The organism is Achromobacter marplatensis (assembly GCF_049060505.1).
GTDB classification, from domain to species: domain Bacteria; phylum Pseudomonadota; class Gammaproteobacteria; order Burkholderiales; family Burkholderiaceae_B; genus Achromobacter; species Achromobacter marplatensis_A.
This window is the reverse complement of record NZ_JBMGRB010000002.1, coordinates 397,616-412,819: the sequence shown is the minus strand read 5'-3', so window position 1 is coordinate 412,819 and position 15,204 is coordinate 397,616. Positions and strand designations below refer to the sequence as shown.

12 protein-coding genes are annotated in these 15,204 nt (G+C 63.4%); 9 read left to right on the top strand and 3 right to left on the bottom strand.

Going from position 1 to position 15,204, the window contains the following annotated elements; genetic code table 11:
- Positions 1 to 31: 31 nt before the first annotated feature.
- From ACI0FO_RS06690 to map, 3 genes are all read right to left on the bottom strand, one after another.
- Positions 32 to 745 (bottom strand): MarC family protein, encoded by a 714-nt coding sequence (locus ACI0FO_RS06690; protein WP_006223445.1) that lies wholly within the window; start codon positions 743 to 745, stop codon positions 32 to 34.
- Positions 746 to 820: 75 nt separating this feature from the next.
- The gene (locus ACI0FO_RS06685) at positions 821 to 3,427 is read right to left on the bottom strand and encodes a [protein-PII] uridylyltransferase (protein WP_416025169.1); all 2,607 of its coding nucleotides are present in this window, start codon (positions 3,425 to 3,427) and stop codon (positions 821 to 823) included.
- A 19-nt stretch (positions 3,428 to 3,446) separates the two neighbouring features.
- Positions 3,447 to 4,268 carry a type I methionyl aminopeptidase gene (map, locus tag ACI0FO_RS06680; RefSeq protein ID WP_416025167.1) on the bottom strand — a complete coding sequence of 274 codons (822 nt, stop codon included), beginning with the start codon at positions 4,266 to 4,268 and terminating at the stop codon, positions 3,447 to 3,449.
- Between the two features lie 856 nt (positions 4,269 to 5,124).
- Here map and rpsB point away from each other — a divergent pair.
- From rpsB to bamA, 9 genes are all read left to right on the top strand, one after another.
- Positions 5,125 to 5,874: a 30S ribosomal protein S2 gene (rpsB, locus tag ACI0FO_RS06675; protein ID WP_169273511.1), complete on the top strand. Its 750-nt coding sequence runs from the start codon at positions 5,125 to 5,127 to the stop codon at positions 5,872 to 5,874.
- A gap of 179 nt (positions 5,875 to 6,053) precedes the next feature.
- Positions 6,054 to 6,932 (top strand): translation elongation factor Ts, encoded by an 879-nt coding sequence (tsf, locus tag ACI0FO_RS06670; RefSeq protein ID WP_105559719.1) that lies wholly within the window; start codon positions 6,054 to 6,056, stop codon positions 6,930 to 6,932.
- A gap of 117 nt (positions 6,933 to 7,049) precedes the next feature.
- Positions 7,050 to 7,766: a UMP kinase gene (pyrH, locus tag ACI0FO_RS06665; protein ID WP_006223440.1), complete on the top strand. Its 717-nt coding sequence runs from the start codon at positions 7,050 to 7,052 to the stop codon at positions 7,764 to 7,766.
- A gap of 15 nt (positions 7,767 to 7,781) precedes the next feature.
- Positions 7,782 to 8,342, top strand: coding sequence for a ribosome recycling factor (gene frr, locus ACI0FO_RS06660; RefSeq protein WP_416025164.1), 561 nt, complete (start codon positions 7,782 to 7,784; stop codon positions 8,340 to 8,342).
- A 177-nt stretch (positions 8,343 to 8,519) separates the two neighbouring features.
- On the top strand, positions 8,520 to 9,284 hold the full coding sequence (gene uppS, locus ACI0FO_RS06655; RefSeq protein WP_105559718.1) for a polyprenyl diphosphate synthase: 765 nt from the start codon (positions 8,520 to 8,522) through the stop codon (positions 9,282 to 9,284).
- Between the two features lie 52 nt (positions 9,285 to 9,336).
- On the top strand, positions 9,337 to 10,194 hold the full coding sequence (locus ACI0FO_RS06650; RefSeq protein WP_416025161.1) for a phosphatidate cytidylyltransferase: 858 nt from the start codon (positions 9,337 to 9,339) through the stop codon (positions 10,192 to 10,194).
- Positions 10,191 to 11,390 (top strand): 1-deoxy-D-xylulose-5-phosphate reductoisomerase, encoded by a 1,200-nt coding sequence (locus ACI0FO_RS06645; RefSeq protein WP_416025159.1) that lies wholly within the window; start codon positions 10,191 to 10,193, stop codon positions 11,388 to 11,390. The genes ACI0FO_RS06650 and ACI0FO_RS06645 overlap by 4 nt, the downstream gene beginning before the upstream one ends.
- Positions 11,391 to 11,434: 44 nt before the next feature.
- Entirely contained in the window at positions 11,435 to 12,766 is a 1,332-nt protein-coding gene (gene rseP, locus ACI0FO_RS06640; RefSeq protein ID WP_416025157.1) for an RIP metalloprotease RseP, read from the top strand.
- Between the two features lie 53 nt (positions 12,767 to 12,819).
- Positions 12,820 to 15,153 (top strand): outer membrane protein assembly factor BamA, encoded by a 2,334-nt coding sequence (gene bamA / locus ACI0FO_RS06635; protein WP_416025155.1) that lies wholly within the window; start codon positions 12,820 to 12,822, stop codon positions 15,151 to 15,153.
- The last annotated feature ends 51 nt before the right edge of the window (positions 15,154 to 15,204 follow it).

Below are 15,204 nucleotides of genomic sequence, written 5' to 3'. Positions count from 1 at the left end.
TTGGTCGGGGCGGATCTACGTCCGGCTTGGCTTAGGCCTTGGGAATCGGAATTGGTTGCATGACTTGCGTCAACACACCCAGCATCAGGTCGCGCGCGCCTTCCCAGAAAATCTGCACGCCCAGGCAAAGCATGATGAAAGCGGACAGCCGCATGAACACGGCGGTGCCGTTGTCGCCCAGCCGGTGCAGCATCTGGGCGGCGAAGCGCAGGCAGATGTAGAGCGTCAGCGATACGGCGATGATCCCGGGAATCGAGCCGCCCAGCCGCACCAGGCTCAGCACGTGGTTCTGGTCGCGCAGCGAGACGCCCACGGTGATGGCGGCCGCGATAGACCCCGGGCCGCAACTGATCGGGAAGGTCAGCGGGTAGAAGGCGCGGGCCTTGGCCATTTCCGGCGTGAAGGATTCAGCCATGCGCGCCACGCGCTCGGTATCGGCATCGGGCGAGTTCACCAGCCGCCATGCGCTGGCAATCACCAGCATGCCGCCGCCGACCCGCACGATAGACAGCGAAATGCCGAAGAAGCTCAGCAGCACGTTGCCGGCCACCATGGCCACGATCAGCATCAGGCAAACGTTGATCGCCACCCGTTTGGCCAGCACCATCCGCGTGGACGATGACGCGCCTTCGGTCAACGACAGGAAAATGGGCGCGATGGCCGGCGGATTCAGGAAGGGCAGGAGCGTCGCCAGCGCGAAGAAAAAGCTGCCACCGAAAACGCGCAAATAGTCATTGAGCTGCATGGGAGCGGGCATCGCCGGGCCGAAAACCCGGATTGTATGCGGTCCGGGGTGGTCTGGCGATGCCTGGGGGCCGGATCAGGCGACGCGTTGTTGCGCTTCTTCGCCGGCTAGCGCGTCCAGGACGTCGCGTTCGAACTGCATCTGGCTGCGGGGGCGCGCCAAAGCCGAGCCGTCCACGATGAAAACGTCTTCCACGCGGTCGCCCAACGTCATGATCTTGGCCATGAGCAGGTTGACCTCGTGCTGGGCGAAGACGCGCGCCAGGGCGTGCAGCAGTCCGGGGCGGTCGGTTGCGGTGACCGACAGGCGCCATGACGTGCTGCGTTCGTCGGGCTGCAGTTCGGCTTGCGGCATGACGGGGAACACCCGCGACACCCGCGATTGCCGGTTGCGGCCGTAGTGGCCCCCGCGATTGGGTTGCGCCTGGGCCGCCGCGTGCGGATCCTTCAGGCGTTCGGCCAGCTCATGTTCGACCAGCGTGGCGTGGGCCCGCAGATCGCTGGCCCCTTCGGGCAGCAACACGATGAAGCTGTCCAGCGCCCAGCCATGCCGCGTGGTGTGGATGCGCGCATCCTGGATGGACAGGCTCTTGGCGTCGAAGTAGCCGCAGATGGCTACGAACAGGTCGGGCGCGTCGCGGGTGTAGACCATGATCTGCAGGCCTTCGCCCTGTTCCGTGGGGCGGGCCTTGACGACCGCCTGCACGGGTGCGACCTGGTGGTACAGGTGGCGCGTGTGCCAGGCGATGTCGGACGCGTCATGGCGCAGGAAATAGGCCACGTCCAGCTGATTCCAGAAGGCTTCGCGGGCGTCGTCGCGCAAACCGGCCAATCGCGTCAGGCGGGCGGCTTCTTCCTTGCGTTCGGTCAGCACGGTGTGGGCGTCGGCGTGGGCGCCGCCCAAGGCCGCCAGGGTCAACTTGTACAGGTCTTCCAGCAGCTTGCCTTTCCAGGCGTTCCAGACCTTGGGGCTGGTGCCGCGGATATCGGCCACCGTCAACAGGTAAAGCGCGGTCAGGTGGCGTTCGTCTTTGACGGTCGCAGCGAATTCCTGCACCACGGCCGGATCGGACAGATCACGCTTTTGCGCCACGGCCGACATCAGCAGGTGCTGGCGCACCAGGAATTCCGCCAGTTTGGCGTCTTCGGGGTCCATGCCATGGTCTTGCGCAAACTTGCGCACCTCGCGCGCGCCCAATTCGGAGTGGTCGCCGCCGCGGCCCTTGGCGATGTCGTGGAACAGCGCCGCCACGTATAGCACCCAGTGCCGGTCCAGGCCGGCGATCAACTGGCTGGCCAGCGGATACTCCTGGGCGTGTTCGGGCATGGTGAAACGGCGCAAATTGCGCACCACCGCCAGCGTGTGCTGGTCAACCGTATAGGCGTGGAACAGGTCGTGCTGCATCTGGCCGACAATGCGGCGGAACACCGGCAGATAGCGCGGCAGGATGTTCAACATCGTCATGCGCCGCAGCTCGTGCACGATGCCGCGCGGCTGCTGCAGGATCTGCAGGAACAGCTTGCGGTTGACCGGGTTGCGGCGGAACTGCGCGTCGATGCGGTGGCGCGAATGCCAGATGGCACGCAGCGTGCGGGCCGACATGCCCGTCAATTCGGGGTGCTGCTGCATGACCAGGAAGGCGCGTAGCAGCAGCGTGGGATTGCGTTCGAAGCCGTCGTCCCGAATGATGTCCAGGCGATCGCGCAGGTTGCGGAAATCGTCGTCGATATCGCGCGCGTCGCTGTCGGGCCGCGGAAACAGGCGTTCTTCGATGTTCTGCACCAGGATGCCGTTCAACTGCGTGACCAGCCGTGCCGCCCAGTAATAGCGCTGCATCAGCAGTTCGCTGCCGCGCCGCGTGGCCGTGGCATGGATGCCGTAGACCTCGGCCAGCGCCGGCTGCAGGTCGAACAGCACGCGGTCCTCGCGGCGGTTCGATAGCAGGTGCAATTCGATGCGCAGGCGCTTGAAGGCCTGTTCGGCCTTTCGCAGATCGCGCGCTTCGGATGACGTCAGCAGGCCCGCCTGGGCCACTGACCGCCAGCTGTTGCCGAATCCGGCCGCGCGCGCCATCCACAGGATCACCTGCAGGTCACGCAGGCCGCCGGGCGACTCTTTGCAGTTCGGTTCCAGCGCGTAGGGCGTGTCGTGGTAGCGGGCGTGGCGCTGCTGCATCTCGACGCGCTTGGCGCGGAAGAAGGCGCGCGGGTCCAGCCGGGATTTGGTCGCGGCGTCGAATTTCTTCATCAGCGCGCGGCTGCCGGCCAGCCAGCGCGATTCCAGCAGTGCCGTTTCGACCGTAATGTCGGCGTCTGCCTCGCGCTCGCAGTCTTCGATGGTCCGCACGCTGTGGCCGGGCTCCAGGCCCAGGTCCCACAGCGATGCCACCAGCCGTTCGATGGCGGTTTCGTCCTCGCGCGTGGGGGCGTGCGGCAGCAGGATCAGCAGATCCACGTCGGAATGCGGGTAGAGTTCGCCGCGGCCATAGCCGCCCACGGCGGCCAGCGTGGCGCCAGCCGGCAGGGGGCAATGCTTGATCAGGTCCCGCAGGCCCGCATCCACGATGCGCCGCAGCTCGGACAGCAGCGTGTCCGGCCGTTCATGTTCCCGGAACTGGGCCACCGCGGCCCGCCGGGATTGCTGGATGCGTTCGCGCAGGGAACTCAGGATTTCGGCGGTCATGGCGGCGGGCGGCGGGGCCTCAGACGGCGGGGATGACGATGGGCTCGGTGATGAAGGCCGGCGGCTGGGGCATGCCCGGGGACAGGGTAAGGACTTCGTAGCCGGTGTCGGTGACGCAGACAGCATGCTCCCATTGGGCCGACAGGCTGTGGTCCCGGGTCACGACCGTCCAACCGTCGGACAGCTGGCGGATCTCGCGGCGGCCGGCGTTGATCATGGGTTCGATGGTGAAAAGCATGCCGGTCACCAATTTCACGCCCGTGCCGGGTTTGCCGTAATGCAGCACCTGGGGGTCTTCATGGAAGCGCTGGCCAATGCCGTGGCCGCAGAATTCACGCACCACCGAAAAACCGTTGGATTCAGCGTGCTTCTGGATCGCGTGGCCCACATCGCCCAACGTGGCCCCGTTTTTCACCTGTTGGATGCCTTTCCACATGCACTCGAACGTGATGTCGGTCAGCCGGCGCGACAGGATGGATTGCTCGCCCACGGCGTACATGCGGCTCGTGTCGCCGAACCAGCCGTCCTTGATAATGGTGACGTCGATGTTCAGCGAGTCGCCGTTTTTCAGCACCTTGTCGCCCGGGATGCCATGGCAGACCTGATGGTTCACGGACGTACAGATGGCGCCAGTGAAGGGCGGGTAGCCGGGCGGGGCGTAGCCGACGGTGGCGGACTTCACTTTCAGCTCGTCAGTCAGGTATTCCAGGCAGAGTCGGTCCAGCTCCCCGGTGGTGACGCCCGGCTTGACGTGAGGGGTGATGAAATCGAGGACTTTGGCGGCGTCCTGGCAGGCGGCGCGCATCTTGGCCAGGTCGGCCGGGTTGGTAATTGTGCCCATGGAGTAACTTGACGATCTCTCGCTTGAATGTCTGCTTGAAAGAATAGTAGAATTATAGGCTTCCCTAAAATTTTGGGGAGCAATCGGGTTACGGCAAGAGCCGATTCCAGCGGGTGGGGCCAAAAATGGCCCGGTACGGATCAGCCAATAAGTTTGTTCCAAGCGTTGTCCCAAGCGTTGTCCGAAGCGCTTGTTAGTCAGTCAGCCAATCCCATGAGATCGGCGGCAAGCCCTGAAGTTTCACCGCAAGCGAAGGTTGTGGAGCGAAATCGGGCAGGTCGTCAGGGTCCATGGGGCGGGTAGGCGGGCCGGGCGTAAGGGGCAGAGGGATGCGGCAGATGCGTGCGGGGGCGTTCAAGGCCCGCGAAGCTGGGGCACGGCGTGCTTGTAATCCCGGTCATGTTTTAGAGCGGCGATGCAGGTTCGGTATGGGCGTCGGATTAAGTTCTTGAAAACATTCATGTTTTCTTAAGAAATGCCCCGATGGCCTGATGCGCATAAGGCGATGATCTTAGTGGCTGCAAAGCCCCTGTGGTCGCAAGCCCATTGCGAAGAGCTGGATTTCGCTGCCAACAAAACAAGTCCGGGTGCGCTGAGCGGGCAACCGCCGGAAACTTCCAGGAAATTCCTGGAGTGTCTGGATCAGCGCAATGCAAGTGTGCGGTGCAAGGCTCTCGTCGTGGCGGCCGTCTGGGTTTATCGCGGAAGCAGTATGTTTATTGCGGCAGTGATCGGTCGGCCCGGTTAAAATTTTGTCCATCCCGCATGTTGCGGGAAATCGCGCGCAACACCACCCAGGGTGTCAGCCAGATGCTGATGCAGGTGCGGCGCAAGAAATCAACCCTTGGAGAATTACATGTCTTTGATGCGCGAAATGCTGGAAGCGGGTGTCCACTTTGGTCACCAGACCCGTTACTGGAACCCCAAGATGGCTCAGTACATCTTCGGTCACCGCAACAAGATTCACATCATCAACCTGGAAAAGACGGTTGATAAGTACCAGGAAGCCACCAAGTTCGTGAAGCAGCTGGCTGCTCGCGGCGGCAACATCCTGTTCGTCGGCACCAAGCGCGCTGCGCGCGACCTGGTCGCTGCTGAAGCGGCCCGTTGCGGCATGCCCTACGTCGACGCCCGCTGGCTCGGCGGCATGCTGACCAACTTCAAGACGGTCAAGACCTCGGTCAAGCGCCTGAAAGACATGGAAGTCATCGTTGCCGACGGCGGCGCTGAGCGCATGATCAAGAAGGAAGGCCTGCTGTTCCAACGCGAACTGGACAAGCTGAACAAGGCAATCGGCGGCATCAAGGACATGAACGGTCTGCCTGACGCCATGTTCGTCATCGACGTCGGCTACCACAAGATCGCCATCGCTGAAGCCAAGACGCTGGGCATCCCCGTGGTCGCCGTGGTTGACACCAACCACTCGCCCGACGGCATCGACTACGTCATCCCCGGCAACGACGACTCGGCCAAGGCCATCGCGCTGTACGCCAAGGGCATCGCCGACGCCGTGCTGGAAGGCCGCGAACAGAACCTGAACGGTCTGGTCGAAGAGCAGGGCGAAGGTCAGGAAGAGTTCGTCGAAGTGCAGGACAACCAGGCCTAAGCCTGCTGTCATGTCCGGCGGTTAGTGTCCGGGAACGGCTCTGAACAAGGTCCGTTCCCGCCTCGCCGGCACTGCGAAGGTGGGCTCCCATCTTCCGAACCCGCCAATCGCGGGCGTCCCATCGAATCAAATCACTGCCCCGGCGAGCCGGGGCGTGTCTTAGCAAAATTGGAGCAAACATGGCTGAAATTACCGCTGCCCTGGTCAAGGAACTGCGCGAGAAGACCGACGCGCCCATGATGGAGTGCAAGAAGGCCCTGACGGAAGCCGAAGGCGACCTGGTTCGCGCCGAGGAAATCCTGCGCGTCAAGCTGGGCAACAAGGCCAGCAAGGCTGCTGCCCGCGTCACCGCCGAAGGCCTGATCGGTCTGTTCATCTCCGCCGACGCCAAGCAAGGCGCCGTGATCGAAATCAACTGCGAAACCGACTTCGTCGCCAAGAACGACGACTTCGTCGGCTTCGTGAACAAGCTGGCCGAACTGGTCGCCACGCAGAACCCGGCCGACGTGGCCGCTCTGTCGGCGCTGCCCTACGGCGACGGCACGGTTGAAACGACCCGCACCGCCTTGATCGGCAAGATCGGCGAAAACATCTCGATCCGCCGCTTCGAGCGCATCCAGACCCCGAACTCGCTGGCCAGCTACGTGCACGGCGGCAAGATCGGCGTGCTGGTGGAATACACCGGCGCCGAAGAAGTGGGCAAGGACCTGGCGATGCACATCGCCGCCACCAAGCCCAAGGCGCTGAACGCCGACGGCGTGAACCCGGCCGACATCGCCGCCGAGCGCTCGGTCGCCGAGCAAAAGGCTGCTGAATCGGGCAAGCCCGCCGAGATCGTCGCCAAGATGGTTGAAGGCTCGGTCGCCAAGTACCTGAAGGAAGTGACCCTGTTGTCGCAGCCGTTCGTCAAGAGCGACAAGCACACGGTCGAGCAGCACCTGAAGGAAAAGGGCGCTTCGATCAGCAAGTTCGTGCTGTTCGTTGTCGGCGAAGGTATTGAGAAAAAGACCAGCGACTTCGCCGCTGAGGTTGCAGCCGCCGCCGCCGGCGCCGCCTGACCTCGGGGTAGTGCTTAAAGGCCGGCACTAGATTAAATTCTAGTCCGGCCTTTTTCGCCGCAGGGCTCCCCATTCTTGTCTTACACTTTCGTCGGATTGTTCTTCGGGATATCACCTATGAGCAGCAGAGCATACAAACGGGTTCTTCTCAAACTTTCCGGCGAGGCGCTGATGGGCGACGATGCATTTGGCATCAATCGCGCCACCATCGTCCGCATGACCGATGAGATCGCCGAAGTCGCCGCCACAGGCGTCGAATTGGCCATCGTCATCGGCGGAGGTAATATTTTCCGTGGCGTCGCCCCGGGTGCGCAGGGCATGGACCGCGCCACCGCCGACTACATGGGCATGATGGCCACCATCATGAACGCGCTGGCGCTGCAAGACGCGCTCAAGCACAAGGGTATCGACACCCGCGTACAATCCGCCCTGAACATCGATCAGGTCGTTGAACCCTACATCCGCCCGAAGGCCTTGCGTTACCTCGAAGAGGGCAAGGTGGTCATCTTCGCCGCGGGCACGGGCAACCCCTTCTTCACCACCGATACCGCCGCTGCGCTTCGTGGCGCCGAAATCGGCGCCGAGATCGTGTTGAAGGCCACCAAAGTGGACGGCATCTACAGCGCGGATCCCAACAAGGATCCCACCGCTACGCGCTATGCGCGGATCAGCTTCGATGAAGCGATCGTGCGCCGTCTGGAAGTCATGGACGCCACCGCGTTCGCGCTGTGCCGTGACCAGAAACTGCCGATCAAAGTGTTTTCGATCAATAAGTCCGGCGCGCTCAAGCGAGTCGTCAGCGGCGAAGACGAAGGCACGTTGGTACACGTTTAAAGAAAAGGAAATTCCATGAGCGCCGCAGAAATTCGCAAATCCGCCGAAGACAGAATGTCCAAGTCGCTTGATACGCTCAAGATCAACCTGGGCAAGATCCGCACGGGCCGCGCCCATACCGGCATCCTGGACCACGTGCAGGTCGAGTATTACGGTTCGCCGGTGCCCGTCGGGCAGGTCGCCAACGTGAACCTCGTGGATGCTCGCACCCTTAGCGTGCAGCCCTACGAAAAGCACATGTCCGGCCCGATCGAAAAGGCCATCCGCGAATCGGATCTGGGCCTGAACCCCATCTCGATGGGCGACACCATCCGCGTGCCGATGCCGGCCCTGACGGAAGAGCGCCGCCGCGACCTCACCAAGGTCGTGCGCAGCGAAGGCGAAGATGCCAAGATCGCCGTGCGCAACTTGCGCCGCGAAGCGAACGAAGCACTGAAGAAGCTGGTCAAGGACAAAGAGATCTCCGAAGACGACGAGCGTCGTTCGCAGGATGATGTCCAAAAGCTGACCGATCGCGCCGTGGCCGACATCGATAAGATGGTCGTCCAGAAAGAAGCGGAAATCATGACCGTATAATTCCAGATCGCCCTGGGGCGGACGGTTCGTCCGTTTCGCTCCGGCATCAGGATTTCTTGCCTATGCGCCGTCCTTTCCATTGCCCCGCAGCACCTTCATGCAGCAGCGATGGAACGACGGCGCAGGTTTTTCTCCCGTATTTCTGATTTCGCCGGTCTTCCGCGCAGTCCCTAATCCATGGCAACAAGTTCGACCCAGGCGGTTCCCGATACTCGCGATATCCCCGAGCATGTCGCCATCATCATGGATGGCAACGGCCGGTGGGCGACGCGTCGGTTGCTGCCCCGCACGGCAGGGCATGCCAAGGGTGTGCAGGCGGTGCGACGCGTGGTCGAAGCCTGTGGCCGCGCCGGCGTGCGCTACCTGACCCTGTTCGCTTTCAGCTCCGAGAACTGGCGCCGGCCCGCCGAAGAGGTGTCGCTGCTGATGCGCCTGTTCGTGCAGGCCCTCGAGCGCGAGATCGGTAAGTTGGAAGAGCAGGGCGTTCGCCTGCACGTGATCGGCGACTTGAGCGCCTTCGAGCCTCGCTTGCAAGAGCTGATCTTCGCTGCCCAGGAACGCACCGCGCACAACGACCGCCTGCACCTGACCGTGGCCGCCAACTACGGCGGCCGCTGGGACATCCTGCAGGCCACCCGCGCCATGTTGGCGGAGGAGCCGACGCTTGCCTCCCATCCTGAAAAAGTCGATGAAGAGCGGCTGGCCCGGCACCTTTCCATGTCCTGGGCGCCCGAGCCCGACCTGTTCATCCGCACGGGCGGCGAACAGCGCATTTCCAATTTCCTGATCTGGCAGATGGCCTACGCGGAGTTCTACTTCACGGACCGCTATTGGCCGGATTTCGGCGCCGCGGAGCTGCAGGCGGCTTTTGACTGGTATCGCACCCGCGAACGGCGCTTTGGCCGCACCAGCGCGCAAGTCAGCGAAAACGGCGCGCAATAAGCAGACGGCGACGAGCGCGCCTTTCCAAAGCAGCACACGAGGAGACCGTCATATGTTGGGTCAGCGTATCGTTACCGCCGTCATTCTGTTGGCCGTCCTGGCCGCCGCGATGATCAGCGCCAATCCCTGGTGGTTCGTCGCCTTGCTTGCCTTGGCCGCCGCGTGCGCCAACTGGGAGTGGTTGCGCCTGACGCTGCCGCAGCCCCCGTCCCCCTTGATTGCCGTGGGTGTCGCCGTGCTGCTGTTCGGCGGCATGCTGGCGCTGACGTCCGCATGGCTCACCGGCGACGGGACCGGCGTGAGCGACCCCGCCTGGGTGCTGTACTACGTTGTGCCTGCTGTCTCCGCCGTGTGGCTGTTCGGCGGCGTCACCGCCGTGGTCCGTGGCCGCTCCGATGCGGCGCCGGCCAGCCTGGCCTGGTCCGCGTTTTCGGTTCCCGCCGCCTTTGCCGCGTGGGCCGTGCTGGCGCAGATGTTCATGGCCCGCGGCGCGGGTTTCGTGGTGTCGCTGTTGGCCCTGGTCTGGGTCGCGGATATTGCCGCCTATTTTGCCGGCCGGGCTTTTGGCAAGCGTAAACTGGCTCCGCGCGTCAGTCCCGGCAAGACGATCGAAGGCGCTATCGCCGGCGTGCTGGGCGCCGTCGTCTGGGTAGGCCTGTCCAGCTTGTGGGCGGGGTCGTTCGGCCATGCCCTGGTCGAGCGCTGGAGCTTCTGGCTGGCGTTGCCGATCGCCGCGTTGCTGGGCGTGCTGTCCATTGTGGGAGACCTGTTCGAGTCGCTGCTCAAGCGTCGGGCCGGCCGCAAGGATTCCAGCACGCTGTTGCCCGGCCACGGTGGCGTCTATGACCGCATTGACGCGATTCTTCCCGTCGCGCCGTTCGCGCTACTTCTGTCTGGAGTGTTGTTTTGAGGGCTTTTCAACGCGTCGTCGTGCTGGGGTCGACCGGATCGATCGGTGAAAGCACGCTAGATGTGATTGCCCGCCACCCCGAGCGGCTGGCGGTCTACGCGCTTTCGGCGTACAGCCGCATGGAGCGCCTGGCCGAGCAGGCACAGGCCAGCCGCGCCGCCGTGGTGGTGGTGCCCGACGAGGCGGCCCGCAAGCGTTTCGCCGCCGCATGGGCCGGGGGTCAGCCTATGCCCGAGATCCGGGTGGGCGCGCAAGCCCTGGCCGATACGGCCGCTGATCCTGAATGCGATTCGGTCATGGCCGCGATTGTCGGCGCAGCCGGACTGCCGGCGGCGCTTGCCGCCGCCCGCACCGGCAAGCGTGTGTTGCTGGCCAACAAAGAGGCGCTAGTCGCCGCCGGTTCGCTCTTCATGCAGGCTATTCGCGATAACGGCGCTGAATTGCTGCCTATCGACAGTGAACACAACGCCATTTTTCAGTGCATGCCGCACGGCGGCCGGGCCGGCGCGCCGGATGCGATGGCGCCCGGTGTCCGCCGCCTGCTGCTCACGGCGTCGGGCGGGCCGTTCCGAAACCGCGATCTCGAAGACCTGCACGACGTGACGCCGGACCAGGCCTGCGCCCATCCCAACTGGAGCATGGGCCGCAAGATTTCGGTCGATTCCGCGACCATGCTCAACAAAGGCCTGGAAGTGATCGAGGCGCATTGGCTTTTTGCCATGTCGGCGGATCGCATCGAGGTCGTGGTGCATCCTCAAAGCGTCGTGCATTCGATGGTCGAGTACAACGACGGCTCGATCCTGGCGCAACTGGGCCAACCCGACATGCGGACCCCGATCGCCTATGGGCTGGGGTTTCCCGAGCGGCTGGATAGCGGGGTGGGCCCCCTGGACCTGACCCGCCTAGGCCGGCTCGATTTCGAAAAGCCCGATCTGGCCCGCTTCCCGTGTCTGGCGCTGTCGTTCGCCGCGCTGCGGGCGGGGCAGGCTGCCTGCGTCGCGCTCAACGCCGCCAACGAGGTGGCCGTCGAGGCCTTTTTGGGCGGCCGGCTCGCCTACACCTGGATTCCGCGGGTGATCGAGGCTTCCCTGGAGTGGCAGGCACGGCAAGCATCTGTTACGCTCGGCAGTCTTGACGACGTGCTCGCGCTGGATTCCGAAGCGCGCATCTTCGCGGGTAACCTGGGGCTGGCCTGATGGCTGGCCGCGCTTGTTTTCAGCTTTTCTAGATTCCGATCCCGATGCTTTTCACCCTGCTGGCCTTTGCGGTAGCGCTTGGCTCCCTGATCATCTTCCATGAACTGGGACATTATTGGGTAGCCCGCCTGTGCGGGGTGAAAGTGCTGCGTTTCTCGGTAGGCTTCGGCAAGGTCATCCTGCGCCGCACCGACCGTCATGGCACGGAATGGGCGGTTTCGGCCTTGCCGCTGGGCGGCTACGTCAAGATGCAGGACGATCCGCCTCCTGGCGCCTCGGCCGCCGAGGTGGCCAGCTCGTTCAACAACAAGTCCGTGGGCCAGCGCATCGCCATCGTCGCCGCCGGCCCCATTTTCAACCTCATTCTTGCCGTCTTCCTGTATGCCGGGCTGAACATGGCCGGCACCGACGAACCGCAAGCCATCATCGCCCAGCCTGCCGCCGATACGCCTGCCTCGCAGGCCGGCCTGCTGTCAGGCGACCGCATCCTGGCGATCGACGGCCAGGAAGTCAGTTCCTGGTCTGACGCCCGGTGGCGCCTGATGGATGTCATGGCCACCGGCGGTCGCGCCCAGATCGAAGTCAGCACGCCCGCAGGCGCCGTCCAGCAGCGCGAACTGAACCTGCCCGCCAACGCGATGGACCCCTCTGGCGGCGATCCGCTCGCCGCGGCGGGTATCCGCCTGGCGCAACCCAAACCTGCCGTGCGCGCCGTCAACGACGGCGGGGAAGGGCAGGCGGCCGGCTTGCGCCAGGGCGACCTCGTCATCGCCGTGAATGACCAGCCCACGCCCGACACGGGCGCGCTCGTCAAGCAAATCCAGGAAAGCGCTGGCAAGACGCTGGCCCTGACGCTGGTGCGCCAAGGCGCGACCATCACGCTGAACGTCACGCCTCGGCCGGAATTGGTCAACGGCCAGGAAATCGGCCGCCTGGGCGTGCAGCTCGGCGGCGATATTCCAATGGTCACGGTGCGCTATGGCGTTTTCGAAAGCGTGTGGCGCGGTGCCGTGCGCACGTGGGACACCGCCTGGTTCTCGTTGCGCATGATGGGCCGCATGGTGACGGGCGACGTGTCCTGGCGCAATGTCAGCGGCCCCGTCACGATCGCGGATTACGCCGGCCAGACCGCAAGAATCGGCATTGTTGCGTATATCGCCTATATCGCCTTGATCAGTATCAGCCTTGGCGTACTAAATTTGCTTCCTATTCCTATGCTGGATGGCGGCCATCTGCTGTACTATCTCGTCGAAATTGTGCGGGGTAGCCCGCCGCCAGCGAGGTGGATCGATATCGGGCAGCGCGCCGGCATAGGTTTATTGGCAGGCCTTATGGGGCTTGCGCTGTTCAACGATTTCACGCGTTTATTCACGTAAACGCGATTTAGCATAAAATCCCCCGCCATTTGCACGACCGAGGATACTCAAGGATGTCTTTTCGCCGGATGTTTCATCACAAAAAGGGTGTACTGCCGGGTCTGATCGCCGCATTAATGCTGCCGGCCATGGCCCAAGCCTTCGACCCTTTTGTCGTGCGGGATATCCGCGTAGAGGGTATTCAACGGACTGACGCCGGCACGGTGTTCGGTTATCTGCCCGTCAAAGTCGGCGAAAAGTTCACCGAAGAAGAAGCCACGGAAGCGATCCGCCGCTTGTACGGCACGGGCTTCTTCACCGACGTGCAGATCCAGACGGACAATAATGTGGTCGTCGTGGTCGTGCAGGAACGGCCGACGATCGCCTCCGTCAACTTCAACGGCATGCGCGAGTTCGATTCCAAGGCCATCACCACCTCGCTCGGGCAGGTGGGATTCGCCGAAGGCCGCATTTTCGACCGTTCCATGCTTGAACGCGCCGAATACGAACTGAAGCAACAGTATTTGTCCAAGGGCAAGTACGGCGTCGAAGTGACGTCCACCGTAACTCCGCTGCCGCGCAACCGCGTCGGCGTGAGCTTCGACGTGTTCGAAGGCGACGTTGCCCGCATCCAGGAAATCCGTTTCGTCGGCAACAAGGCCTTCTCCGAAAGCGATCTGCTTGATGAATTCAAGCTGACGACGCCGGGCTGGCTGACCTGGTACACGGACACCGACAAGTACTCGCGCGAAAAGCTCGAGGGCGATCTTGAACGCCTGCGTTCGTTCTACCTGGACCAGGGTTACCTGGAGTTCTCGGTCGAGCCCCCGCAGGTCACGATTTCTCCCGACCGCAAAGATATCCGCATCACGATTACCGTCCACGAAGGCGAACCCTACAAGGTGCGCAGCGTGAAACTGGCCGGCAACCTGCTCGGCCTGGACAAGGAAATCAACGAGCTGGTGCAGATCAAGCCGGATGAGACGTTTTCGGCCGCCAAGGCCAACGGCTCGGCCAAAGCCATCACGGATTACCTCGGTGAGCTGGGCTATGCGTTTGCCAACGTCAACCCGAATCCGCAGCTGGATCGCGCCAAGCACGAAGCCGACCTGACGTTCTACGTCGATCCCAGCCGCCGCGTTTACGTGCGCCGCATCCAGATCGGCGGCAACACCCGCACGCGCGACGAAGTCGTGCGCCGCGAGATGCGCCAGCAAGAAGCCGCCTGGTACGACGCCAAAGACATCAAGACCTCGCGCGACCGCGTGGATCGCCTGGGCTACTTCAGCGACGTCAACGTCAAGACCGATCCGGTTCCGGGTTCGCCCGACCAGGTCGACGTGAACGTCGACGTGAAGGAAAAGCCCACTGGCATGATCAACCTGGGCGTGGGCTACGGCTCGTCCGAAAAGGCGATTCTGTCGGCCGGCATCAGCGAAGACAACGTCTTCGGCAGCGGCACCAACCTGACGCTGCAGTTGAACACCAGCAAGACGAACCGCGCGATCGTGCTGTCGCACACCGATCCGTACTGGACCAAGGACGGCATCAGCCGCACGACCTCCGCGTACTACCGCGTGACCGAACCCTGGAACAACAACGACGGCGACTACCGCGTCAAGGCGATCGGCCTGGGCATGAACTTCGGCATTCCGATCTCGGAATACGACCGAATCTTCCTGGGCGCCAACTTCGAACACAACCAGATCGACCTGTTCACGAATTCGCCGCAGGCCTACAAGGACTTCGTCGGCCAATACGGCGATTCCACGAACTCGGTGATCTTCAGCACGGGCTGGTCCAACGACACGCGCGACAGCGCGCTGGCCCCGACCAAGGGCTCGTACACCCGCCTGAAGGCCGATGTGTCCACGGTCGACCTGCAATACACGATGCTGACCGGTCAGCAGCAGTATTTCGTGCCGCTGGGCGGCTCCTACACCCTGGCCTTGAACGGCATGGTGGATTGGGGCCGCAGCTACGGCAGCAAGAACTACCCGATCATCAAGAACGTCTACGCCGGCGGTATCGGTACCGTTCGGGGCTACGAAGGGTCGTCGCTGGGTCCGCGCGATACGCTCACGGGCGATTATCTGGGCGGTACCCGCCGCGTGATCGCCAACGCGCAGCTGTATCTGCCGTTCCCGGGCGCCTCGAAGGACCGCACGTTGCGCTGGTTTATCTTCAGCGATGCGGGCCAGGTGGCGGCGGGCAGCGGTTTGAGCTGCACGCGCGGCCGCAACAACACCGAGGTCGAAGATCCTTGCGGCTGGCGCTTCTCGGCAGGTATTGGCCTGTCGTGGCAGTCGCCGATGGGGCCGTTGCAGTTGTCTTACGCCCGTCCGCTTAATTCCAAGGCGGGTGACGACAAGCAAAGCTTCCAGTTCCAGATCGGAACGGGTTTCTAAGCGAGCCGTTACGCTTGAAAACAAGGGAGGCGCCCGCTGGGCCGGCTCCCT

What these genes read in the sequence shown, in the direction of transcription:
- rpsB (WP_169273511.1), top strand. Translation starts at nt 5,125, where the DNA reads ATGTCTTTGATGCGCGAAATGCTGGAAGCGGGTGTCCACTTTGGTCAC.
- ACI0FO_RS06690 (WP_006223445.1), bottom strand. Translation starts at nt 745, where the DNA reads ATGCAGCTCAATGACTATTTGCGCGTTTTCGGTGGCAGCTTTTTCTTC.
- map (WP_416025167.1), bottom strand. Translation starts at nt 4,268, where the DNA reads ATGGGCACAATTACCAACCCGGCCGACCTGGCCAAGATGCGCGCCGCC.
- ACI0FO_RS06685 (WP_416025169.1), bottom strand. Translation starts at nt 3,427, where the DNA reads ATGACCGCCGAAATCCTGAGTTCCCTGCGCGAACGCATCCAGCAATCC.
- rseP (WP_416025157.1), top strand. Translation starts at nt 11,435, where the DNA reads ATGCTTTTCACCCTGCTGGCCTTTGCGGTAGCGCTTGGCTCCCTGATC.
- pyrH (WP_006223440.1), top strand. Translation starts at nt 7,050, where the DNA reads ATGAGCAGCAGAGCATACAAACGGGTTCTTCTCAAACTTTCCGGCGAG.
- ACI0FO_RS06650 (WP_416025161.1), top strand. Translation starts at nt 9,337, where the DNA reads ATGTTGGGTCAGCGTATCGTTACCGCCGTCATTCTGTTGGCCGTCCTG.
- frr (WP_416025164.1), top strand. Translation starts at nt 7,782, where the DNA reads ATGAGCGCCGCAGAAATTCGCAAATCCGCCGAAGACAGAATGTCCAAG.
- tsf (WP_105559719.1), top strand. Translation starts at nt 6,054, where the DNA reads ATGGCTGAAATTACCGCTGCCCTGGTCAAGGAACTGCGCGAGAAGACC.
- uppS (WP_105559718.1), top strand. Translation starts at nt 8,520, where the DNA reads ATGGCAACAAGTTCGACCCAGGCGGTTCCCGATACTCGCGATATCCCC.
- bamA (WP_416025155.1), top strand. Translation starts at nt 12,820, where the DNA reads ATGTCTTTTCGCCGGATGTTTCATCACAAAAAGGGTGTACTGCCGGGT.